Source organism: Actibacterium sp. D185-2 (assembly GCF_054954595.1).
Window position 1 is genome coordinate 18,476 of the sequence record NZ_JBPWNX010000011.1, and the last position, 22,191, is coordinate 40,666.

Annotated in this window: 20 protein-coding genes; 10 read left to right on the forward strand and 10 right to left on the reverse strand. The window is 64.9% G+C overall.

What is annotated here, in order from left to right; genetic code table 11:
* Positions 1-54: 54 nt before the first annotated feature.
* Positions 55-765 carry a hypothetical protein gene (locus ACSR1C_RS15270; RefSeq protein ID WP_460260243.1) on the reverse strand — a complete coding sequence of 237 codons (711 nt, stop codon included), beginning with the start codon at positions 763-765 and terminating at the stop codon, positions 55-57.
* A gap of 260 nt (positions 766-1,025) precedes the next feature.
* A complete protein-coding gene (locus ACSR1C_RS15275) occupies positions 1,026-1,634 on the reverse strand; it encodes a response regulator (protein WP_460260244.1) in 609 nt (202 codons plus the stop codon).
* A gap of 350 nt (positions 1,635-1,984) precedes the next feature.
* Here ACSR1C_RS15275 and ACSR1C_RS15280 point away from each other — a divergent pair, with 350 nt between their 5' ends.
* From ACSR1C_RS15280 to ACSR1C_RS15305, 6 genes are all read left to right on the forward strand, one after another.
* Positions 1,985-2,512, forward strand: coding sequence for a putative pterin-binding protein (locus ACSR1C_RS15280; protein ID WP_460260245.1), 528 nt, complete (start codon positions 1,985-1,987; stop codon positions 2,510-2,512).
* A gap of 103 nt (positions 2,513-2,615) precedes the next feature.
* Positions 2,616-5,150 (forward strand): hybrid sensor histidine kinase/response regulator, encoded by a 2,535-nt coding sequence (locus ACSR1C_RS15285; protein ID WP_460260246.1) that lies wholly within the window; start codon positions 2,616-2,618, stop codon positions 5,148-5,150.
* A gap of 384 nt (positions 5,151-5,534) precedes the next feature.
* A complete protein-coding gene (locus tag ACSR1C_RS15290) occupies positions 5,535-5,732 on the forward strand; it encodes a hypothetical protein (protein WP_460260247.1) in 198 nt (65 codons plus the stop codon).
* Between the two features lie 213 nt (positions 5,733-5,945).
* Positions 5,946-6,950, forward strand: coding sequence for a hypothetical protein (locus ACSR1C_RS15295; protein WP_460260248.1), 1,005 nt, complete (start codon positions 5,946-5,948; stop codon positions 6,948-6,950).
* Positions 6,951-7,070: 120 nt separating this feature from the next.
* The gene (locus ACSR1C_RS15300; RefSeq protein ID WP_460260249.1) at positions 7,071-7,373 is read left to right on the forward strand and encodes a hypothetical protein; all 303 of its coding nucleotides are present in this window, start codon (positions 7,071-7,073) and stop codon (positions 7,371-7,373) included.
* An 88-nt stretch (positions 7,374-7,461) separates the two neighbouring features.
* Complete coding sequence (locus tag ACSR1C_RS15305; RefSeq protein WP_460260250.1) at positions 7,462-8,754, forward strand: O-acetylhomoserine aminocarboxypropyltransferase/cysteine synthase family protein; 1,293 nt, start codon at positions 7,462-7,464, stop codon at positions 8,752-8,754.
* Positions 8,755-8,774: 20 nt separating this feature from the next.
* Here ACSR1C_RS15305 and ACSR1C_RS15310 read toward each other — a convergent pair whose 3' ends face one another.
* Positions 8,775-9,464, reverse strand: a complete 690-nt coding sequence (locus ACSR1C_RS15310; RefSeq protein WP_460260251.1) for an SIMPL domain-containing protein — start codon at positions 9,462-9,464, stop codon at positions 8,775-8,777.
* Positions 9,465-9,621: 157 nt separating this feature from the next.
* Here ACSR1C_RS15310 and ACSR1C_RS15315 point away from each other — a divergent pair, with 157 nt between their 5' ends.
* Together ACSR1C_RS15315 and ACSR1C_RS15320 are read left to right on the forward strand one after the other, a co-directional pair.
* The gene (locus ACSR1C_RS15315) at positions 9,622-11,898 is read left to right on the forward strand and encodes a hypothetical protein (RefSeq protein WP_460260252.1); all 2,277 of its coding nucleotides are present in this window, start codon (positions 9,622-9,624) and stop codon (positions 11,896-11,898) included.
* A gap of 197 nt (positions 11,899-12,095) precedes the next feature.
* Complete coding sequence (locus tag ACSR1C_RS15320) at positions 12,096-13,994, forward strand: monovalent cation:proton antiporter-2 (CPA2) family protein (protein ID WP_460260253.1); 1,899 nt, start codon at positions 12,096-12,098, stop codon at positions 13,992-13,994.
* A gap of 65 nt (positions 13,995-14,059) precedes the next feature.
* Here ACSR1C_RS15320 and ACSR1C_RS15325 read toward each other — a convergent pair whose 3' ends face one another.
* The 5 genes from ACSR1C_RS15325 to ACSR1C_RS15345 form a co-directional block, all read right to left on the reverse strand.
* On the reverse strand, positions 14,060-14,572 hold the full coding sequence (locus tag ACSR1C_RS15325) for a CarD family transcriptional regulator (RefSeq protein ID WP_460260254.1): 513 nt from the start codon (positions 14,570-14,572) through the stop codon (positions 14,060-14,062).
* 293 nt (positions 14,573-14,865) lie between these two features.
* A complete protein-coding gene (gene fdxA / locus ACSR1C_RS15330) occupies positions 14,866-15,204 on the reverse strand; it encodes a ferredoxin FdxA (RefSeq protein ID WP_460260255.1) in 339 nt (112 codons plus the stop codon).
* A gap of 51 nt (positions 15,205-15,255) precedes the next feature.
* Positions 15,256-15,633, reverse strand: coding sequence for an RNA-binding S4 domain-containing protein (locus ACSR1C_RS15335; protein ID WP_460260256.1), 378 nt, complete (start codon positions 15,631-15,633; stop codon positions 15,256-15,258).
* Positions 15,634-18,453, reverse strand: coding sequence for a helicase-related protein (locus tag ACSR1C_RS15340; RefSeq protein ID WP_460260257.1), 2,820 nt, complete (start codon positions 18,451-18,453; stop codon positions 15,634-15,636). It lies immediately after the preceding gene.
* 13 nt (positions 18,454-18,466) lie between these two features.
* Positions 18,467-18,994: a tetratricopeptide repeat protein gene (locus ACSR1C_RS15345; protein ID WP_460260258.1), complete on the reverse strand. Its 528-nt coding sequence runs from the start codon at positions 18,992-18,994 to the stop codon at positions 18,467-18,469.
* A gap of 101 nt (positions 18,995-19,095) precedes the next feature.
* On the opposite strand from ACSR1C_RS15345, the gene ACSR1C_RS15350 reads away from it, so the two are divergent.
* Together ACSR1C_RS15350 and ACSR1C_RS15355 are read left to right on the forward strand one after the other, a co-directional pair.
* Complete coding sequence (locus ACSR1C_RS15350) at positions 19,096-19,383, forward strand: SCP2 sterol-binding domain-containing protein (protein WP_460260259.1); 288 nt, start codon at positions 19,096-19,098, stop codon at positions 19,381-19,383.
* Between the two features lie 3 nt (positions 19,384-19,386).
* The gene (locus ACSR1C_RS15355; protein ID WP_460260260.1) at positions 19,387-20,337 is read left to right on the forward strand and encodes an alpha/beta fold hydrolase; all 951 of its coding nucleotides are present in this window, start codon (positions 19,387-19,389) and stop codon (positions 20,335-20,337) included.
* Between the two features lie 10 nt (positions 20,338-20,347).
* Here ACSR1C_RS15355 and ACSR1C_RS15360 read toward each other — a convergent pair whose 3' ends face one another.
* Together ACSR1C_RS15360 and ACSR1C_RS15365 are read right to left on the reverse strand one after the other, a co-directional pair.
* The gene (locus ACSR1C_RS15360) at positions 20,348-21,178 is read right to left on the reverse strand and encodes a fumarylacetoacetate hydrolase family protein (RefSeq protein ID WP_460260261.1); all 831 of its coding nucleotides are present in this window, start codon (positions 21,176-21,178) and stop codon (positions 20,348-20,350) included.
* Between the two features lie 53 nt (positions 21,179-21,231).
* On the reverse strand, positions 21,232-22,149 hold the full coding sequence (locus ACSR1C_RS15365) for an NAD(P)-dependent oxidoreductase (protein WP_460260262.1): 918 nt from the start codon (positions 22,147-22,149) through the stop codon (positions 21,232-21,234).
* Positions 22,150-22,191 lie beyond the last annotated feature (42 nt).

Here is a 22,191-nt window from a genome sequence, read left to right on the forward strand (position 1 = left end):
CTTGGCACCCGGTCGTGACCCCTTGGGCTGGATTGCCCCCGGTTCGTTCGGGGGTTATCGGAAAATCGCCGCCATCTCGCGCGTATAGGCGGCCCAGCTGATCACGGCGCGGTTGCCGGCATAGCCGTGATAGGCCGACCGGCCCGAACTGGTCGGCAATCCCGCCCAGATACCCGCCAGATTGTTCATGAACCGGGTACGGCTGATCCGCCCGTCCCGGAACGCGTCGAACCCGGCGTCGCGAAGCAGAATATTTGCGAAATGTTCCTGCAGCTGTGGGCTGAAACGGACCGAATGATCCACCCCGCTGCGCTTGGCCAGATCGCGCAGTGTCGAGGGAATGAACTGATAGCGGCCGATGGCGTGGGGTTGTCCCGGTGTGGCCTTCACCCATTCCAGGATTTCGCGGATCGTCATCGAGGTCGGGTTTTGCGCAGGTCGCCGCGCGGCCCCCAGATGCACGGCGTCATATCCTTGGGCGCCCGCCTCGGCCTGGGCGATCAGGAATTTCAGCTGTGCGGCGTCCCCTTCGCCGGAAAAACGTGTCTGCGCGACGCGGATTTCGCGCATATCCGGCCCGGCCACGGGGTGAAACGCATATTTCCGGCCATCGTTGAACAGGCCGAACTCCGCGTTCAGTGCGGTGGGCAGATCACGGGCACTGTTTTCGTTCCATCGGGCGAAATCACTTGCCATGGCGACCGGCGCAGGAAGGCCGCTCAGTGCAAGAACAAGGGGAAACAGCTTCAGTGTGTGACGTACCATATCGTTACTCCATTACCAGATCGGACCGCAGCCGGGTCCGTGGCCCGCTGCCATGCCAGACCCTGCCCGACGGGCGCTTGCATGACAGTGGCGGAAAGGGAGATTGAGAGGCCTACTCTGAATAGCCCGCACTACTTTGGGGTAGGCGGGCCTATGCAACAGATCGGTTTATCGGGGAATCCGTTTCGGATGCGCGTGTGGCAGATCCTTCGGCGCGGTTCGCCCGGGTGTCCGCCTGATCAGGTCAGAAGGTTCAAACCTCAGATCATGTCGCGATCGCGCGCGATCATCGCGGCATGTGTGCGGTTCTTCGCGGCCAGCTTGCGGCAAAGGTTCTTCACATGCAGCTTCACGGTAACTTCCTGCAGGTCATAGTCGCGGGCGATCTCTTTGTTCGCCTTGCCCTCGGCGATGCCCTTCAGCACTTGCCTTTCACGCAGGGTAAGCTGGCTTGCCGCCTCGTTCTCTTCCTCTTCGGCCGTCATGAAATCGATCGGCGCATAGATTTCGCCCATGGACATGAACTTGACCGCATTGATCATCGTCTTGGCGGACATGGTCTTTGGCAGAAAACCCGCCGCCCCAAGCTTGAGGGCTTCATCCGCAATCGCCTTGTTCGCGGTGCCGGAAATCAACGCGACAGGGTTTCCGCCACTGGCGTCGATGGCCTTTTTAAGCCCTTCAAGGCCGTTCATTCCAGGCATCGTATAGTCAAGAAGCGCGATGTCGAAAGCATCCCCTTTCTTGATCTCGGCCAGCGCCTGGTTGAGGTCGGAGGCCTGGATAACGCTCACCCGCTCTTCTTTCGTCAAGAAGGCCGCGATGGTTTCCCGAACCAGATCATGGTCGTCCGCAACCAGAATTCTCATACTGTTAGCTCCCCGCTCTCGTACCGGCCGGTACTGTCGCCCCGATAGTCATGCCCCGGCTGCGTGCCACCGAACCCGTGTGGCAACGCCATCGCCGCCTAGCCTTGAACCCGTTTGTGACCGGAGTATGGTCACATGTCGGATAAATCCAGATCTCACGTCAGGCAGCCCCCCAGCACGCCCAACCTATACCTTGGTATAGGTATATACACCTATGCTTGTGTGTGTGGCGACGGAAAACCCGCTATGGCTATATTTCTGCGCGGGCATCCTGAAAATGGGCGCCGCGTCGCAGGCCGCCGATAAGCGCGCCATGGCGCAAATAGAACTATTTTAAGGATGTTTCATCGATGTTAGAGATCGTCAAGAAAGCTGCCGCCGTCGCAATTTTCACTCTCCCCCTGATGGCGTTGGCATCGGGTCAGGCGTTTGCCGAAACCCCGCCGGCCCCGACATCCGAGGTGGTCCTGACGATCAGCGGTGAAATCTCCGCCACCGATCCCCATGGCACGGCCATGTTCGATCTGGAGATGCTGCAACACCTGCCGACCACGGAATTCAGCACGGCCACGATCTGGACAGACGGCGTCCATCGGTTCACGGGTGTCTTGCTCACGGAACTTCTTGACACCGTTGGCGCCGATGGGCGCGTGCTCCGGGCGACGGCGATCAACGACTACGCGGTCGATATTCCTGTTTCAAGCCTTTCGGAACAGGGCCCTATCGTGGCCTATCGCCTGGATGGCGCCGAAATGTCGGTGCGCGACAAGGGGCCGCTTTGGATAATCTATCCCTATGATCTGTCGGAGGATTACCGCAGCGAAGTCGTTTATTCGCGCAGCATCTGGCAACTGGACCGGATCGTCGTGATCAAATAGGAATGGCTGACAACATAGTGGGAGCATTCCATCTGTGGTGGAAACAGACCGACCCCGATGGCGTATAGCCCGACGTTACAAGATTGCCCTGCTCACCTTTCTGATGATGATCGGGGTCGGGGTGCTTGCGGTCCAGATCGCGCAGGTTCGCAAGGAATTGCGCATCCTGCGCACGGCCTCTTCCGACAACATCCAATGGAACCTGTCGCAGCTTGAGGTCGATCTTCTGGTCTTCAGGATCGCGCTGGCCGAAACCCATCACGCCGACGATATCGGGCGCACACTGGAAAGCGTCCGCCGGCGGTTCGATGTGTTGTACAGTCGCCTGAATACACTTTCGAACGGCGCGATTTATCAGGAAATCCGGGCCGCCCCGAAGACCGCCACCTCCTTGCTGCAGGTCGAGCGGTTCATCAAGGAAACGGTTCCGCTGATCGATGGGCCGGACGACGCCCTGCTGGCCGCTGTGGCCCAGCTTGAACACGACGCCGCAGATCTGCGCGGCGCTGCCCGCGCCATTGCAATCGACGGGATCAACATCTTTGCGCATCGGTCGACCGAACAGCGCGTCTTTCTCTCCTCGCTTCTGTTCAGGACCAGCCTCTTGTCAGGGGCCATGATCATTGCGCTGGCCGGGGTCCTGATCATCCTGTTTCGCCAGTTCGGCGCCACCGAGCGTGAAAGCAAGCGCAGGCAGCAAAGCAATATACGCCTGAATTCCATGGTGGGGGCGTCGCTGGATGCGATTATCGTGGCCGACAGCACCGGCACGATCATCGACTTCAATAGCCCGGCGACAAGAATATTCGGCTATCCCAAGGAAGATGCGATTGGCCAGCGGCTGACCGAACTGATCGTACCTGAACGGTTCCGCGACGCACATTCCAAAGGGATGGAGCGGTTTCTGACCACGGGCAAGAAAAAGGTCGTTGACGCCGGTCTGATCGAACTGGTGGCGACAAGACGCGATGGCGCGGAAATTCCGGTAGAGGTTTCGATCGCCGCCTCGACCGGCCCGGAGGGAACGATTTTCGTGTCGTTTCTGCGCGACATTTCCGCCCGGCTGAAGGCAAATCAGGACCTGACAGAGGCCCGCGATCAGGCGCTGGCCGCCGACAAGGCCAAATCGAACTTTCTGGCGGTCATGAGCCATGAAATGCGCACACCCCTGAATGGCCTTATGGGCACGCTGGATCTGATCGCGACGACGCCGTTATCGCCGAAACAGGAACGCTATCTCGATATCGCGAACGCTGCGGGGCAGTTGCTGTTGCGCCATATCAACGACGTGCTTGATATCACGAAGATGGAAGCGGATGCGCTGGTTCTGGAGGATACGGTCTTCTCGCCGCGCGAGGTCGTCGAAAGGGTGGCGGAAATCAACCGCGTGCTGGCAAACGAACGCGGCAATACAATTACCCTGCGCAGCCATGTTTCGCCCGGCTTTCTCATGCATGGTGACAGGTTCAGGCTTGGCCAGACCCTGTTCAACCTGACCGGCAATGCCGTCAAGTTCACGGCCAACGGCAGCATCACGATCGTGCTGGAAGAGGTGTCGTCGGAGGATGGCGACAGGATGATGGAATTCCGGGTCAGTGACACCGGCATCGGCATCGCCCAGGAAAACCTGTCCCGTGTGTTCGATGATTTCGTAACGATCGACGTGTCCTACAGCCGCAGCACCGGCGGAACCGGGTTGGGGCTGGGCATATGCCGCCGGATGGTCGAGGCGATGGGCGGCGAGATTCATGTGCAAAGCGAACTGGGCAAGGGCAGCACCTTTTGGCTGCGCATACCGCTGCGCGAAGCTGCGGCAGGGGAAAGCGCCTCCGAGCCTCGGGGCGTGACCACCGCCGCAGAAAGAATGCCGTCCGGTCAGATACGCCCCCTGTCCGTGCTGGTCGTCGAGGACAATCAGGTCAATCGGTTCGTGGCCCGTGAAATCCTGGAAATCCTCGGGCACGAGGTGACCGAGGCACATGACGGTCTGGAAGGTGTGAAGCTGGCCGCCGCCTGCCATTTCGATGTCATCCTGATGGACATCAGCATGCCGGTGATGGATGGCGTGGAGGCGACGGAACGCATCCGCGCGGGCGGCGGAAAATCTGCGCAAGCCACGATCATCGGCCTGACGGCACATGCCCTGCCCGGCGAACGCGAGCGTTTCGAGAGGGCGGGCATGGAGTTGTGCCTGATCAAGCCGGTCAACCGCATCGTGCTGCATGACGCGCTGAAGCGTTTCGCCGCAGATGCGCCCGAAGACCATGACCCTTCCGAAAGGCCAGAGGCGGCCCAAAGCGGGACTGCCGTGCTGGAGACCGCGCAAATTCTGGAGCTTCGCGAGCTGTTGGGAGAGGAGAAATTCGCGGCTTCGCTGAACTCCTTTATGGCTGAGGTCGAGGCCGCCATGCCGGACATAGCGCGCCCCGCGGACGAAGCGTCCGCAGCCCGAATGGCGGCGCTGCTTCACAAGGTGGCGGGGGCTGCGGGTACGTTCGGCGCGGCCCGGTTGCGCAGCTGCCTGCACATGCTGGAAACGTGCTGCAAGACCGGCGATCTTGGTCCGTTCGAGGCCGGCGCGGACGATCTTCGCGCGGCCTGGAGCGAGACGCGGACGGCCTTGCGCGCCTTCAGCTGAGATGTAGAATTTCTTGCCGGATACGATCCGGGGCATTTCCCGGTTCATTCGGCCCGGCTGTGTGCCCCGCAATCCCCCGCCCCCAACCGTGCCGAAGCTATGCGATAGGATAGCAAAGCTATGCCTGGGCGCCCGAATACTGCCTTCTGCGCAAATGAAACAGGCGGGACAGCCGAGTATTCTGTTCGTGGTCAACACGATGAAAGGCGTTCGGCATGCCCGCAGAACACAGGATGCAAAACAGGCGCAACGCCCTGCCCCACCGCCGCCCGATCCAGAAGGCCTGCCCGCTTTCCGGTTCGCTGCATCCGTGCCGCTCAAACGACCTGCGGCAGCGCCCGTGATCGCACCGTCCATTTTCCCAAGCCCAAAAGGAATTCAGCAATGATCCTCCCCATTGTCGCCCTCGGGACGTTTTCGGGAACAGTTGCGGGCTCTGCCGCGTTGCTGGCCGATTCGTCACTTCTGTTCGCGCTGTGCGCCTATGCGCTGACTGGAAATCTGGTGAGTGTTCTGATTGCGCTTCGCTTCCCCGAAGCCAATCCCGAAACGTCCTTTGAGGGCGAAGACTGGCCAGGGTGATTGCCGTTTCCGGTGACCTTCGCCCGGGCGAACCGGTTCTTGAACCCTGTGGCCGAAGACGGGCATTTTACCCCCACCATCGGGACCAACGCATCGCCGCCGACCAGCCGGGCAATACGGCTGCCATCCGCTGACTCACATGCCGTGCAGCCAGGGCTTTCACCGGCCCGGCGCGCGGGTATACTGTGGCGAAAATCACGGGCAGGGTCGGGTATGGCGGCACAGGACACAGAACGCCGGGCGTTCAACATCATGATCGTCGGTCAGGCCGGACGGCTGCAATACGAGGCCGTGCTGTTCGCGGCCTCGTTGCGGCACTGCGATCCGGGCTTCACCGGCCGGCTGATCGTGGCCGAACCGCAGCCCGGCCCGCGCTGGAAGGGCAATCCGCGCATCGCCAACACCGAAGCCCGCGATCTGCTGACCGCGCTGGGGGCCGAGATCGTGCCCTTTGAAAGCCATGTGTTCGGCAGCGAATACCCCTATGGCAACAAGATCGAGGGGCTGGCGGCCCTGCCCGCGGGCGAGCCTTTCGTGTTTTTCGACACCGACACGCTGATCACCGGGCCGCTGTCGCAGGTAGCGTTCGATTTCGACCGGCCCGCGGCCTCGATGCGGCGCGAGGGCACCTGGCCGAAGATCGAACTGTACGGGCCGGGATATGCCGAGATCTGGCGCGCGCTTTATGACAGGTTCGGGCTGGATTACGAGGCGACGCTCGATCTGTCGCAGCCGGACGAATACTGGCAGCGCTACATGTATTTCAACGCGGGCTGGTTTTATCACCGCTGCCCGCGCGAATTCGGCGCGCGGTTTCTGGATTATGCCAAAACCATTCGCGACGACCCGCCTATGGCCGCCGCCTGTCAGGAATACGACCCCTGGCTGGATCAGGTGGCGCTGCCGCTGGTGATCCACGCGCTTGGCGGTGGCCGGCCGGGCCCGGAACTGGCCGGGCTGGACGGGGATATCACCTGCCACTGGCGGGTGCTGCCGCTGCTGTATGCGCGCGAAAGCGATGCCGTGGTCGATGTGCTGGAAACCATCACCGCCCCCAACAAGGTCAAGAAGGTCATCAAGCAGTACGAGCCGTTCAAGCGGGTGATCTATCAGGGCAAGGGCCACAAGGTCCGCGCCATGTTCGACCGGGCCGATCTGCCGCCGCGCGAACAGATGATCCGCAACCGGATCAAACACGCCAATCTGTGGCTGCGCTGAGGGCCGGCGCCTGTGCCAGTTTGCCCCACACGCCCCCTTGCGCAGTCTGCGCGTTCCTGCTTGCCTGATGTGACAGCCCCCGAATGCAGCGGGCATGCTGCACAACCGGGAGAAGACCCCATGAAATCCGTCTTGAAGATTCTGTCGCTTGTACTGCCCGCCGTGATGCTGGCCGGCTGCGAAGAGCAAAGCACCGTCCGGCCGGCGACGACCGTCGCCATGCCCTCGGTCACCCTGGCCTATGGCGGGGATGATTACGTCATCCGCCGGCACCTGATCACCTATGTGGACGGGCGCGAGGATCAAAGCTGGGCCATCCTCATCGGCGGGCAGTTCTATCCCTGCTCCTTCCCCTCACTCGATGGCTGCCGCGAAACGCTGCGCTGGCGCGAGCGTCACGGCAGGGGTCCCGGCCCGGGCTGATCGGACGCGCGCCGCCACCATCCGACCGATTGCCTGCCCCATTCTGATCGCCTAGGCTGCGCCGCGACATCAGATCAGGGAGGTTTTCATGTCCGACAACCCCAGCTACGGCTTTGACACGCTGCAGATTCACGCCGGCGCCGCGCCCGACCCGGCCACCGGCGCGCGGCAGACGCCGATTTACCAGACCACCGCCTATGCGTTCCGCGATGCCGATCACGCCGCGGCGCTGTTCAATCTGCAGGAGGTGGGCTTTATCTATTCGCGGCTGACCAACCCCACCGTTGCGGTGTTGCAGGACCGTATCGCCGCACTGGAAGGCGGCGCCGGCGCGGTCTGCTGCTCGTCCGGTCACGCGGCGCAGATCATGGCGCTGTTCCCGCTGATGGCACCGGGGCGCAACGTCGTCGCCTCGACCCGCCTTTATGGCGGCACGATCACCCAGTTCAGCCAGACCATCAAACGCTTCGGCTGGTCGGCCAAATTCGTGGATTTCGACGATCTGGACGCGGTGAAGGCGGCCATCGACGATGACACCCGCGCCGTATTCTGTGAATCCGTCGCCAACCCCGGCGGCTATGTCACCGATCTGGACGCGATCAGCGCGATTTCGGACGCGGCGGGCGTGCCGCTGATTGTCGACAACACCTCGGCCACGCCCTATCTGTGCCGCCCGTTCGAGCATGGCGCGACGCTGGTGGTGCATTCGACCACGAAATACCTGACCGGCAACGGCACGGTGACCGGCGGCGCGGTGGTCGATTCGGGGCGGTTCGACTGGTCCGCGTCGGACAAGTTCCCGTCGCTGTCGGCGCCCGAGCCCGCCTATCACGGCCTCAAGTTCCAAGAAACCTTCGGGCCACTTGCCTTCACCTTTCACGGCATTGCCATCGGGCTGCGCGATCTGGGCATGACGATGAACCCACAGGCCGCGCATTACACCCTGATGGGGATCGAAACGCTGAGCCTGCGGATGGAACGCCATGTGGCCAACGCGGTGAAAGTGGCCGGCTGGCTGGAGGCCGACCCGCGGGTCGCATATGTCACCTATGCCGGGCTGCCCTCCAGCCCCTATTACGCGCGCGGCCAGCGGCTGTGCCCCAAGGGCACCGGCGGGTTGTTCACCTTCGCGCTGAAGGCGGGCTATGAGGCCTGCGTGAAATTCGTGGATGCGGTCGCGCTGTTCAGCCATGTGGCCAATCTGGGCGACACCCGGTCACTGGTGATCCACTCGGCCTCGACCACGCACCGACAGTTGACGCCGGAACAGCAGGTCGCCGCAGGTGCCGCACCCAATGTGGTGCGTGTGTCGATCGGGATCGAGGACGCGGACGACCTGATCGCCGATCTGGATCAGGCGCTGGCCACGGCCACGGCCTGATCCAGGGGGGGGCGGCGCCCCTAGCCGCCGATCCCGAACACCATGGTGACCGAGGCGGAGAGGGAAACCTCCCCGCCTTCCACCGGCGCGGCGACGGAACTGCGGGCGGCCTCCATCATGAACGGTGCGGGCGCGGGCGCGCCGGCTTCGCTGATCGACAGGACCGGGCCAAGTTCCAGCCCTGCCGCCGCCGCGTAAAGCTGCGCCTTGCGCATCGCGTCGGCCACAGCGGCCTTGCGCGCCGCGTCCTGCTGCGGCGCGGGGTCCTGCAACCCGAAGCGCAGCCCGTTGAACGTGTTGGCCCCCAGTCCGACCGCCTGATCCAGTACCGTCCCCAACCCGTCCAGATCGCGCACCCGCACCATCACGGTGTTGGCGGCGACGAATCCGTCGATCTCGGGCGCCTCGCCCGAGGAATAGTTGCGGTTCTTCCACAGCGGCTGCAGGCTCAGATCCCGGGTCTGCAGATCGCGCGGCGCTATCCCCGCGGCCTTCAGCGCCGCCAGCATCTCGGCCGTGCGGGCCGAGGTTTCGGTCATCGCGGCGCCTGCGGTCTTGGCCTGGGATGTCACCCCCAGGGTGATCGTCGCCATATCGGGCGCGGTGGCAACCTCGCCCTCGCCGGTGACGGTCAGGGTGGGGACCGGGGTTTCGGCCAGGGTGGCGGTGGCCAAGCCAAGGCCAAGCATCAGAACAGTCAGAAATCGCATGGGGTTCTCCTCTTTCCAGTACAGGTTTCGGCGCTTTGACGCAGCCCGCAAGGTTTTCCTTTGCATCTTTGCTCTCACTCGGCAAAATCCCGCTATAGTCCACACGTCGCGGCGACTTGGTCTGCCGTTCATTATAGGCCTGTTGTAAACGGATACTATGAAACCGCGTTTCGCCCTAACCCTGTCACCCGACGGTATCGGCCTGTTGCACCGCACGAAAGGCGGATGGAACAGCGTGGGTAACGTGGCGCTGGACGATCCAGATTTCACCGACGCGCTGAAAATGCTGCGCAGCACCGCCACCGCGCTGGAAGGCGGCGGTATGCTGACCAAGCTGGTGCTGCCCGACAGCCAGATCCTGTACACATCCCTGCCGGTCCGCCCCGGCCCAAAAGCCGCGCAGAAAGCCGGGATTCGCGCCGGGCTGGACGGGTTGACCCCCTATGCGGTCGACGATCTGGTGTTCGACTGGCAGGTTTCGGGCGACACCGCGCAGGTGGCCGTGGTGGCCCGCGAAACCCTGGACGAAGCCGAGGCCTTCGCCAGTGAACACCGCTTCAACCCGGTCAGCTTCGTCGCGGCCCCCGAGGCCGGGCAATTCACCGGCGAACCCTGGTTCGGCCCGACCACCGCCGCCGCGCGGCTGCTGCCCGAGGGGGAGGCCGTATCGCCCGACCGCTGGCCGGTGAACGTCAGCGGTCCGGCCGAGGCGCCCGACCTCGTCAAAGCCGAAACACCACCGCCCGCCCCCGAAGCGGCACCCGCCGCCCCGCCGCCACCATCCATTGAGCGACCCGAACACCCCGCCCCGGTCGCACCGCTGCTGCCGCCCGATCCCAGGCCCAGCTTCGCCACCAGCCGCGATCGCTCGGCCCCGCCGATCGAGCCGCCGCCGGCCGCGCCGCAGGTGGCCGCACGGCTGACGCTGCTCGACACCGCCGCCGGGGATGCGCCGAAACTGGAAGGGGCCGCGCGTAATGCGGGCGTGACCGCCGCCGCCGCACCACTGCCCGACATGGCCGAGCCGTCCCGCGCCGCCGCCAAACCCAAACGCAAACCGCGCGCCAAAACCCCCGCAAAACCCGCCACCGTGCCGCCCCTTCCCCGGGTCGAGATTCCTGCCGCCACGACCACAGCCATCGCCCCGCCCCCCGGAAACGAGGCCGAGGCGCTGACCGTATTCGGGGCGCGCAAATCGCAGAACACGCCTGAAAAACCGCGCTCGTTGGGGCTGGGGGTGATCCTGACCGTGGTCTTGCTGCTGGCAATGGCCGCCGTGGCCCTGTGGTCGGTGGTCTTCATGACCGAGGATGTGGCCCTGCTGCCCGACGCGGCCATAAGCCCCGCCGTTCCGGTAATCGCACTGGCCCCCGAACCGGAACTTGAACCGGAACCGGAACCGGAGCCTGAGCCGGAACCGGCGACGCTGCCGGACACCGCCCCGCCGCCGGTCGAAAGCGCGGGCCCCGGCCCTGCCGGGCTGCGGGCACTGGTTCCCGACGCCCCCCCGGCCCCGGTGCAGGAAGATTTGGACGACCTCTATATCGCCTCGATCGACCCGGCGATCCGCAGCGAGGACGCGGTGGCCCTGCCCGCCGCCCCGACGGTGCAGACCGATATCCCGCTGCCCGCGCAGTCCCTGCCCCCCGCGCCCGGCCAGGTGTTCCGGCTGGATGCGCGCGGCCTGGTCACCCCCAGCCCCGAAGGCACGCTCAGCCCTCAGGGCAACCTGATCTATTCCGGCAAGCCCCCGGTGGTGCCGCCGCCGCGCCCCGAAACCGATGCCAGCCTCGTCCCGCTCGACCAGCAGCAGGCCAACACCGCCCGGACCACGCTGGCGGCCTTTCGCCCGCGCGACCGGCCCGACAATCTGGCCGACCGTCAGGAACGTGCCGAAATCGGCGGCGGGCTGAATCGGGCGGAGCTGGCCGCGCTGCACCCCCGCGCGCGCCCCGACCGGCCCGAACCTGAACCCGAAGCCGATGAAGCCGATGCCGAGCCGGAACCCGAAACCGCCGATGAGCCGGACACCGCCGCCGGGCCGCTGGTCGTCACCCGTTCATTGGTGCCCGCCGCGCGCCCGGCGAATTTCGCCGCCTCGGTCGAGCGCGCCCTGAAAGAGGCCAACACCGCCCCGGTGGCGGTGGCCGTGCCCGCCGCGGCCGCAATCACACCGAAGATCCCCACCACCGCTTCGGTCGCCAAACAGGCGACCTTCACCAACGCGATCAACCTGCGCGAGGTGAACCTGATCGGCGTCTACGGATCGGACGCGGACCGGCGCGCATTGGTGCGGTTGCCCTCGGGACGGTATGTCAAGGTGCAGGTGGGTGACCGGCTTGACGGCGGCAAGGTCGCCGCCATTGACGAAAGCGAATTGCGCTATGTGAAGAACGGCCGCAACCTGGTGCTGGAACTGCCCCAGGGCAGCTAGGCACAAACCGCCCGGCGCTTGGGCATCCCCGACAGATTCATCCCCCCATCCCATGGATTGCGCGCGCTTTGGCATTCGCTCTATTGAAGCACGACGACGCCACGTTACTCTGACAACAAAACAGGGGTCCCGTGTGACGCCCGATGTGATGAACCAGTTCAAGGCCCGCGCGCCTGTGCCGACGTAAGGACCGATTGATGGAAAGCTTCCTTGTACTTGCAACGATTTACCTGACCGCAGCGGTGATCGCGGTGCCGCTGGCCATACGGCTGGGGCTGGGATCGGTGCTGGGCTATCTTCTGGCCGGAATCGTGATCGGGCCGGTGCTGGGGCTGGTGGGGTCAGAGATGCAGGATTTACAGCACTTCGCCGAATTCGGCGTGGTGATGATGCTGTTCCTGATCGGGCTGGAACTGGACCCGCGCGCGCTGTGGGACATGCGCCACCGGCTGTTGGGGATGGGCGGGCTGCAGATCGTGCTGACCACGCTGGCGATGATGGCGGGCGCGCTCTATCTGGGGCTGGTCTGGCAGACCGCGCTGGCGGTGGGGTTGATCCTGGCGCTGTCCTCGACCGCGATCGTGATGCAGACCCTGACCGAAAAGAACCTGATCCGCACCGCCGGCGGGCGGGCCACGTTCGCGGTGCTGCTGACCCAGGATATCGCGGTGATCCCGATGCTGGCGCTGCTGCCGCTGCTGGCGGTGGCGCAGAAACCCTCGATCGCGCCGGACGGCTCGCTGTCGCGGTCCAGCACGCAACCTGCCGAGACCACGCATGACACCGCGCTGTCGCTGGTGGCCGAACTGCCCGGCTGGGGTGTCACGCTGGTAACCCTGGGCGCGGTGGCCGCGGTGATCCTGATGGGCCGCTACCTGTCGCCCCACATGTTCCGCATCATTCACGCCACCCGCCTGCGCGAGATGTTCACCGTCGTCGCCCTGTTGATCGTGGTCGGCATCGCCGCGCTGATGGGCATGGTGGGTCTGTCGCCCGCCCTTGGCACCTTTCTGGCCGGTGTGGTCCTGGCGAACTCGGAATTCCGGCACGAACTGGAAAGCAACATCGAACCCTTCAAGGGGCTGCTGCTGGGCCTGTTTTTCATGACCGTGGGGGCGGGCATCAATTTCCACCTGCTGTTTGCCAATCCGATCAAGTTCATCGGGCTGGCACTGGCGCTGATGATCGTCAAAGGGCTGATCCTGTATGGCGTCGCGACCCTGTTCCGGCTGAAGGCCGACAACAAGTGGCTGTTCACCCTGGCGCTGGCCCAGGCCGGTGAATTCGGCTTTGTGCTGATCAGCTTCGCGCTGCAAACCAATGTACTGACGCCGGGGCTGGGCCAGACCCTGCTGCTGATCATCGCCATGTCGATGCTGATGACGCCGCTGTTCTTCATCCTGCACGACATGCTGGCCCGCCGTCTGCGCGAAGCGCCGGGACCCGAGCACGAGGCCGACGAGATCGACGAGCAGAACACCGTCATCATCGCCGGGATCGGCCGCTTCGGGCAGGTGGTAAACCGGATGCTTCAGATGTCGGGTTTCAAGGCCACGGTGCTGGACCATGACCTGCCCACGATCCAACTGATGCGCAGGTTCGGGTTCAAAAGCTTCTTCGGCGATCCCACCCGGCCCGAACTGCTGCATGCGGCGGGGCTGAAAACCGCCAAGGTGCTGGTCGCCGCACTGGGCGACAAGGATGCCAACACCCGGCTGGTCGCCTATGCCCGGCGCGAACGGCCCGATCTGCATATCGTCGCCCGCGCCCGCGACAGGGTGCATGTGTATGAACTGTACGGCGCCGGCGCCGACCATATCGTGCGCGAGATGTTCGACAGCAGCCTGCGCGCCGCGCGCTACGTGCTGGAGGATCTGGGCCTGACCGATTTCGAGGCCAACGAACTGGAAACCGCCTATTACAAGCATGACCGCCAGACCCTGCGCGAACTGGCCGATCTGTGGAAACCCGGCGTGCCGCTGGATCAGAACGCCGATTACGTCGAGCGTGCCCGGCAGCTCAACAAGGAACTGGAAACCGCGCTTGTCACCCAGGACGAGGGCGGCCCGGCCACAAGCGGCGAGAGCGCCGGCTGAGCCGCGCGCAAGAAAAAAGCCGCGCCCCTGCGGGCACGGCTTTCCTTGATCCTATCGGTCTGATGTCAGGCGGCGACGCGGGAAATCAGAACCTCGTCGACCTGTTCCTGGGCCTTGCCTTCATCCATGCCGCTGACGGCCGCCACTTCGCGGGTCAGACGTTCCAGCGCGGCTTCGTAAAGCTGACGCTCGGAATAGCTTTGCTCGCGCTGATCGTCGGTGCGGTGCAGGTCGCGCACCACCTCGGCGATGGCGATCAGATCGCCGGAATTGATCTTTTGCTCGTATTCCTGGGCGCGGCGCGACCACATCGCCCGCTTGACCTTGGCCTTGCCCTTCAGGGTGGTCATCGCCCTCGACACAACGTCGGGAGACGAGAGCGAGCGCATACCCACCTCGGTCGCCTTGTTGGTCGGAACGCGAAGCGTCATCTTGTCCTTCTCGAAGGAGATGACGAAAAGTTCCAGCGCAATGCCCGCGATCTCCTGCTCTTCGATGGAGATGATCTGCCCCACGCCATGGGCCGGATAGACAACGTAATCGTCAGGGCTGAATTCAGATTTCTTGGTCTTGCTCATGCAATCGCTTCCTCGCAGGGACACCACAGTTCCGCGACAGAAACCCACCCGAAAATCTTCATTTCCAGGATCACGGGGCTATCAGCGCTAGAAAACCACACCGCAGGCGAGCAGCACTGCGAGTGGTTGATCAGGTTTACACGTCCAGTTGTTACATTAATGTAGCAAAAAAATTCGCCATTTCAAAGTGCCGTGGTGCGAAGACACCCTCACTTCCTTGAAAACATGGCAAAAATTGTAGCTAATTTCGCAGCCTGCCGCCCCGAAACCCTTTGAAAGCCTGCGAATCGGGCTCAGCCACCCTCGCCCGGGGCCTCGGAAAAGTACTTGGTAACCTTGTCGGTCTCGCCATCGCGCGACTCGGCCTCAGGCAGCGGGTTTTTCTTGGTGATGATGACCGGCCACATTTCCGAATACTTGCGGTTGAACTCGACCCATTTTTCCATGTCCGGCTCGGTGTCGGGCCGGATTGCGTCGGCGGGGCATTCTGGCTCGCACACACCGCAGTCGATACATTCATCCGGGTGGATGACCAGCATGTTCTCGCCCTCGTAGAAACAGTCCACCGGGCAAACTTCCACGCAATCGGTGTACTTGCAGGCGATGCAGTTATCGACAACGATATAGGTCATGCGTTTTGTCTCATCTCTCTCAACAGGGTCTAGCTAGACCAGCCCGCGATATCATTCAAGCGGCCCATGTCTGAAAAGATGATTCTGCCGCCTGTCTTTCCCCGTGGGCCGACCTTTGCCCTCATATCGCGGCGCGGGTGGAACGCTGTCCTCGGGCGGGGTCAGATCGTCATAAAGGGTTTGGGCCTCGGATGCGGGGCCGCGCCGGTCACCCGGCGCGACGATGCGGACCACGCGCACCTGGCGGCCCTGCGGGAATGTCAGCGTGTCGCCCGGTCCCACCTGCCGGGCCGGTTTCGCGCCTTTGGCGCCATTCACCCGCACATGCCCGCCCGACACGATCTTGGCGGCCAGGCTCCGGGTCTTGAAGAACCGGGCCTGCCACAGCCATTTGTCCAGCCGGATCAGCGGGCGGGGGTCGCCCTGCACTTATTTCTTGCCCTTGAATCCCATCAGCGCCGCGGCAAACGGGTTGTCGGGGTCGATGGGTTTTTCTTTCCTGGGCGGGCGCGCCTGATAGGTTTTGGTGTTGTCCTGCGGCGGGCGCTTGCCGCCGCCGGGCTTGCCCTTCGGCTTGCCACGCGGTTTGCCCTGCCCTTGCGGGCGGTCGCCCTGACGGTCTGCCTGACGCTCGCCACGCGGCTTGCCGCCACCCTGGCGCCGGGGCGCCCAGGTGAAGGTAAAGAAGACCTCCATATCGGCGGGGTCCGCGGGGGGCTCCGGCGCGCTTTCCGGCGCGGCGGCCACATCAGCCACCGGGGGTTCGGTCACGGGGTCGGGCGACGGCTCGACAGCCTCAGGTGCCGCAGGTTCGGCCGGCGCTGTATCGCTGGCGGCCTCGGCCACCGGCGTCTCGGCCACAGGGGCCGCTTTCACCTTCGCCCGCTCAGCCTTTTCGGCCTTGTAGCCCAGCCCCTGCATCAGATCGGCGAATTGCTCCAGCGTCATGCCGGTGATCGACAGCATGTCGGGGTTTGCCTCGAACCCGCCGCGGCTGTCCTGCGCGCGCAGCAGATCGGCCAGCCGTTCCAGCATGTCGATGCGGATCGCCCGCGCGCCCGCGCGGCGATAACCCGACAGGGTGTAATAGCCATCCGGCATGTCGGGCAGGTTCGGGATCGTCACCAGCCCCGGCGGCGGGCTTTCGGGGAATTCATCCAGATTGTTGGCCAGCGACCACAGCACCAGCCGCAGCCGGGTCGGCGCGGGTTTCAGCAGCAGGGGCAGGAAGATCGTGAACTGGCCGAACCGGATGCCATGCTTGCGCAGCGCGCTGCGGGCGTCCTGATCCAGCTCTTTCACCTCGCCGGCAACCTGATCGCGCGGGATGATGCCCAGCCCCTCGATCATGCGGAAGGCGAAGCCGCGGCTCAGCCCGGTCAGGGCCTCGTCACGGCTCATGGCCAGCAGCGGCTCGAACAGGGTGGCCACCTTGCGGTCGATGAAATGCTGCAACCGGCGCTGCACCTTTTCGGCGACATCCGTTCCGGCCTCTTCGTCCACGAACGCCACGACCTGGGGCTTCAGCGCCTCGGGCCCGGCCACCAACTTGCCCACCGCGTACTCGCCCCACATCAACCCGCCCTGCTCGGTAAAGTCGATCTCGGTATCGGGCGCGTTATAGAATCGGTCGGCGCGCAGATGGAATTCCGGCTTCAGCGCAGCAAGGCTGGCCTGGCGCAGGGTCTTTGCCTCGTCCGGGCCGTTGCTGCCATCCTGGCGGAACCGGAACCCGTCCAGACGGCCGACGAATTCGCCCTCGACCGTCACTTCACCCTTATCGTTCACCTCGGCCACAAGGCCCTCCTTCTGCTTCAACCGGCGGAGCAACACACTGGTCCGCCGATCAACAAATCGCTTCGTCAGCGCACCATGCAGCGCATCCGACAGGCGGTCTTCTACAGCGCGGGTCGTCCCGCGCCAATGAGATTCGTCACCGACCCAGCCCTTGCGCTGCGCGACATAGGTCCAGGTACGGATATAGGCCAGACGTTTCGACAAGGTGTCAATGTCGCCGTCGGTCCGGTCGATCCGCCGCACCTGCCGTGCCAGCCAGTCGTCGGGCACCACCCCGCCACCTTGCAGGAAACCATGGATTCGCTCCAGCATCCCGGTATGTTCCGCCGCCGAAATACCGCGGAAATCGGGAATCCGGCAGACATCCCACAACAGCCGCACATCGGGGGCCGCGCGAACCTGCCCGCGAATATCGGGGTTTTCGGCAAGACTGCGCAGGGCGTGCAGATCGTCGGCCTCGCGCGCGCGGCTCAGCCATTCGTCCTCGGTGCGCATCTCCAGCGAGGCAATCAGCCGGTCGATGCTGCCGAATTCCAGCGCCGCGTTGCGCCACTGCAACTTGCGGATCGGGGCGAAGCGGTGATTGGTGATCGCCTCGACCACACCGTCGTCCAGCGGCGGCGCCTCGCCGGTCACGCCGAAGCTGCCGTTGCGCATGTGGCGCCCGGCGCGGCCGGCGATCTGGGCCAGTTCGTTTGGCTGCAGATCACGCATCCGGCGACCGTCGAACTTGCGCAGACCGGAAAAGGCGACATGGTTGATGTCCAGGTTCAACCCCATGCCGATGGCATCGGTGGCGACCAGGTAATCCACCTCGCCATTCTGATACAGATCCACCTGGGCATTGCGGGTACGGGGCGACAGCGCGCCCATGACCACGGCGCAGCCGCCTTTTTGCCGGCGGATCAGTTCCGCGATCGCATAGACGTTATCAACCGAAAAGCCGACGATGGCGGCGCGCGGCGGCATCCGGCTTATCTTTTTCGAACCTGCATAGGTCAGTTCGGAAAACCGCTCGCGCCGCATGAACTGTGCCTTGGGCACCAGCGCGGCGATGGCGCTGCGCATCGTGTCGGCCCCCAGGAACAGGGTTTCATGCAGCCCCCGCGCGCACAGCAGCCGGTCGGTGAAGACATGGCCGCGCTCGGGATCGGCGCACAGCTGGATCTCGTCGATGGCCAGGAAATCGGCGCCGATTTCCAGCGGCATCGCCTCGACCGTGCAGACCCAGTATCGGGTGCGCTCGGGCACGATCCGTTCCTCGCCGGTAACCAGCGCCACGACGGACGGGCCGCGCAACGCCACGATCCGGTCATACACCTCGCGCGCAAGCAGGCGCAGCGGCAGGCCGATGACCCCCGTGCGATGCGCCAGCATCCGTTCAATCGCATAATGGGTTTTGCCGGTATTGGTCGGTCCCAGAACCGCCGTGATCTGGCCCTGCTGCCGCATGGTTCTGCCCTTGTCAGAGAGTGACGCCCGAGGCTTCCCGCTCCAGCCGCTCGATGGCATCTTTTAGGTCGGGTTCATGGGGATGTATAGCAAAGGCCGCGCGATAAGCGTCCAGCGCGCGGTCGGTATGGCCCAGTTCCTCCAGGATGCTGCCCAGCCCGATCATCGCGCCGAAATGCTGCGGGTTCAGGGTCAGCGCCACCCGGATATCCGCCAGTGCCGGACCAAACAGCCCCTCGCGCGAATAGGCCATGGCACGGGCGTTGAACCCTTCGGCAAAGCCCGGCGCGTGATCGGTCAGCGCGGTCAGATGTCCGATTGCAGTGACAAAATCGCCCTCTTCCATCGCGGTGCGGCCGCGCTGCAACAGCAGGTCCATGGCGGACGAGCCGGATTTGGACCACTCGGTCCAGATTTCATCCTCGACCATCTGCCAGTTGGGCAGATCGGGCTGCTGCAATTCCTGCAACAGACCGTCCAGGCGCGACGGATCGGCAAGGACCGGCCCGGTCAACAGGCCGATCGCCAGAATTGCCGTCACGAGAGGATTGAGAAAACGAACATGTGCGAGCATAACATGGACAAAGGTAACGTAACGGCGGGGAAAACCAAGACCCTGCCGCAGATATTCGGAGAACGATCATGAGCGATACGATTACGGCGGCGGTGGCCGCACTGAACGAAAGGCTGTCGGGCGGCATCGACGGCACCGTGAAATTCGTGATCACCGACGAGGGCGCAATCGTGGTCGACGATGCCGGCGCACGCGCCAGCGATGACGACGCCGATGTGACCCTGACCGCCGACCGCGACACGTTCGAGGCGATGCTGGCCGGCGAGCTGAACCCAACCGCCGCCTTCATGACCGGCAAGCTGTCGCTCGACGGCGACATGGCCATGGCGATGAAGCTGGCCTCGATGTTCGGGTGAACCATGAAGGCCGCGCCGTTTTTCGATGACGTGGCCGACGGGCCGGAGGGCGGGCGCGCCTTCTGGCTGACCGCCGAGGACGGGCTGGATCTGCGCATCGCGGTATGGGATGGCGGCACCAGGGGCACCGTGCTGCTGTTTCCCGGCCGCACCGAATATGTCGAAAAATACGGCCGCGCGGCGGCAGATCTGCTGCGCCGGGGCTATAGCACCATCGCGGTCGACTGGCGCGGTCAGGGGCTGGCGGCGCGGCTGCTGCCCGACGCGGTGATCGGTCACATCTCGCGCTTTGCCGATTATCAGCGCGACGTGGCCGCGGTGATGGCGGCGCTGCCCCGGCTGGGCCTGCCCGAACCGGCCTTTTTGCTGGCCCATTCCATGGGCGGCTGTATCGGCCTGCGCAGTGTGATCGAGGGGCTGCCGGTCAGCGCCGCGGTGTTCTGCGCGCCGATGTGGAACATCTCGTTTCCCGGCATGGCCCGCCCCATGGTCCGCGCCCTGGGCGCCGCCAGCCGGGTGCTGGGCCTGGGGCCGCGCTATGCGCCCGGCACCAGCGGGCCTGAACCCTATGTCGGGATGGCCCCGTTCGACGGCAACAACCTGACCACCGACACCACGATGTATGCCTATATGCAGGCGCAGGTCGCGGCCTATCCCGGCCTGCGCCTGGGCGGCCCCAGCCTGGCCTGGGTACACGAAGCCTTGCGCGAATCGGCCCGGCTGGCGCGGCTTCCGTCCCCGGACCTGCCGGCCCTGACCTTTCTGGGCAGCGCCGAAAGCATCGTCTGCGCCCGCGCCATCGCCCGGCGCATGGCGCGCTGGCCGCGCGGGCAACTGGAAACCGTCACCGGCGCGCGGCACGAGGTGATGATGGAAACCCCCGACACCCGCGCCGCGATGTTCGACAGAACCTGCGCGTTTTTCGACAGCCACCGCAGCACCGGCACCGCCTGAGCGGCGGCGGTCAGGCGTCGCGCTGTACCTCTTGCCGCTGGCGGCCCAGCCCGCCGACCGACAGCTCGACCACATCGCCCACTTGCAGGAACTGCGGCGGGGTCATCCCCATGCCGACGCCCGCGGGGGTGCCGGTGGCGATGATGTCGCCGGGATGCAGCGTCATCATCTGGCTGAGATAACTGATAATCCGCGCCACCGGAAAGATCATGTTCGCGGTGCTGCCGCTTTGCATCACCATGCCGTTGACCGACAGCGTCAGCGCCATCGCCTGCGGATTGCCGGCCTCATTGGGGGTGACCAGCCACGGGCCACAGGGGCCGAAGCTGTCACAGCTTTTGCCCTTGGTCCATTGCCCGCCGCGTTCCAGCTGAAACGCCCGTTCCGACACGTCGTTGACGACCATATAGCCCGCCACATGCTCCAGCGCCTCGGCCTCGTCCACATACCGGGCGGTCTTGCCGATCACCACGCCCAGTTCCACCTCCCAGTCGGTCTTTTGCGCGCCGCGCGGCAGGCGTATCGGATCATTGGGCCCCGACAGCGACGAGGTCGCCTTCAGAAACACGATCGGTTCGGCGGGCAGTTCCATTTCCGCCTCGGCGGCGTGATCGGAATAGTTCAGCCCGATGCCGATGAATTTGCCGACCCCGGCCACCGGCACGCCAAGCCGCGGCGCCCCCTCGACCAGCGGCATGCCTTCGGGGCCGAAATCATCCAGATGGGTCAGCACCGCGCCGGACAGATCGTCCATTTCCGCCGACAGATCGCGCAGCCGGCCCGCGTCGTCGATCAGCCCCGGCTTCTCGGCCCCGGCGGGCCCGTAACGGACGAATTTCATCGCAGCCTCCTGCATCCTGACTGCCCGCACTAAAGGCCCAGGCGGGGCGGGCGTCAAGCAGGGGTGACGCGGGCGGCGGGCGCCAGACAGCCCGCGAAATGATCCAGCACGTTCTGCGCGGCCTGCATCCCCATCGCCCGCATCGCGCCCGCGCTCATCCCCGCCGCATGCGGGCTGAACAGCGTATCGGGCAGGGTCAGAAGCGGGCTGTCCTTGGGTAAGGGTTCAGTCGCGAAAACATCAAGCCCGATCCCGCCCAGACGCGGTGCGGCCCGCATCAGCGCCGCTTCGTCCACCACGCCGCCGCGCCCGGTGTTGATCAGCAGCGCGCCCGGCGGCAGCAAGGCCAGCTCTGCCGCGCCGATCAACCCGCGCGTGCCCGCATTCAGTGGCAGATGCAGCGACAGGATGTCCGCCTGCGGCAGCGCCGCGCGCAGATCACGGGTGACGGGAAACCCCGCCCCGGCCGCATCCAATCGCCGGTGCCAGACCGTGACCTGCATCCCGAAGGCCGCGCAAAGCTGCGCCACCCGCTGCGCGATCGCGCCGTAGCCCGCCAGCAGCACCCGCTTGCCATCCAGATCCATTGGCGCGATCCGGTCGCGGCCCGCAAACCCGTCGCGCGCCGCGCGGTCCAGCGGCAGCGCCCGGCGGGCCAGCGCCAGGATCAGCATCAGCGTATGTTCGGCCACCGCCCCCGCATTGGCACCCGGCGTATTGGCGACCACGACCCCGCGCGCGGCGGCGGCCTCGACCGCGATATTGTCGACCCCGACCCCGTGTTTCGAAATGATCCGCAGCCCCGGCGCCGCGTTTATCGCCGCCCCGGTGATGCGCTGCGTGCGCACCAGCCACGCATCGGCCTGCGCCATATCGCCCTGCCCCAGCCAGCCGCGCTGAACGGTTGCCGCGCCGTCGAGCAGCGCCAGCGCGTCGGCGTGAATGGGTTCGGTGACATGGATGATGGGCATGGGGGGCTCCGCCGGAAAACCCGCGCATCCTGGGCCCGCACC

Bases quoted from the DNA above. Each gene is read 5' to 3' on its own strand.
- ACSR1C_RS15270 (WP_460260243.1), bottom strand. From the start codon at position 765: ATGGTACGTCACACACTGAAGCTGTTTCCCCTTGTTCTTGCACTGAGC.
- ACSR1C_RS15275 (WP_460260244.1), bottom strand. From the start codon at position 1,634: ATGAGAATTCTGGTTGCGGACGACCATGATCTGGTTCGGGAAACCATC.
- ACSR1C_RS15280 (WP_460260245.1), top strand. From the start codon at position 1,985: ATGTTAGAGATCGTCAAGAAAGCTGCCGCCGTCGCAATTTTCACTCTC.
- ACSR1C_RS15285 (WP_460260246.1), top strand. From the start codon at position 2,616: ATGATGATCGGGGTCGGGGTGCTTGCGGTCCAGATCGCGCAGGTTCGC.
- ACSR1C_RS15290 (WP_460260247.1), top strand. From the start codon at position 5,535: ATGATCCTCCCCATTGTCGCCCTCGGGACGTTTTCGGGAACAGTTGCG.
- ACSR1C_RS15295 (WP_460260248.1), top strand. From the start codon at position 5,946: ATGGCGGCACAGGACACAGAACGCCGGGCGTTCAACATCATGATCGTC.
- ACSR1C_RS15300 (WP_460260249.1), top strand. From the start codon at position 7,071: ATGAAATCCGTCTTGAAGATTCTGTCGCTTGTACTGCCCGCCGTGATG.
- ACSR1C_RS15305 (WP_460260250.1), top strand. From the start codon at position 7,462: ATGTCCGACAACCCCAGCTACGGCTTTGACACGCTGCAGATTCACGCC.
- ACSR1C_RS15310 (WP_460260251.1), bottom strand. From the start codon at position 9,464: ATGCGATTTCTGACTGTTCTGATGCTTGGCCTTGGCTTGGCCACCGCC.
- ACSR1C_RS15315 (WP_460260252.1), top strand. From the start codon at position 9,622: ATGAAACCGCGTTTCGCCCTAACCCTGTCACCCGACGGTATCGGCCTG.
- ACSR1C_RS15320 (WP_460260253.1), top strand. From the start codon at position 12,096: ATGGAAAGCTTCCTTGTACTTGCAACGATTTACCTGACCGCAGCGGTG.
- ACSR1C_RS15325 (WP_460260254.1), bottom strand. From the start codon at position 14,572: ATGAGCAAGACCAAGAAATCTGAATTCAGCCCTGACGATTACGTTGTC.
- fdxA (WP_460260255.1), bottom strand. From the start codon at position 15,204: ATGACCTATATCGTTGTCGATAACTGCATCGCCTGCAAGTACACCGAT.
- ACSR1C_RS15340 (WP_460260257.1), bottom strand. From the start codon at position 18,453: ATGCGGCAGCAGGGCCAGATCACGGCGGTTCTGGGACCGACCAATACC.
- ACSR1C_RS15350 (WP_460260259.1), top strand. From the start codon at position 19,096: ATGAGCGATACGATTACGGCGGCGGTGGCCGCACTGAACGAAAGGCTG.
- ACSR1C_RS15355 (WP_460260260.1), top strand. From the start codon at position 19,387: ATGAAGGCCGCGCCGTTTTTCGATGACGTGGCCGACGGGCCGGAGGGC.
- ACSR1C_RS15360 (WP_460260261.1), bottom strand. From the start codon at position 21,178: ATGAAATTCGTCCGTTACGGGCCCGCCGGGGCCGAGAAGCCGGGGCTG.
- ACSR1C_RS15365 (WP_460260262.1), bottom strand. From the start codon at position 22,149: ATGCCCATCATCCATGTCACCGAACCCATTCACGCCGACGCGCTGGCG.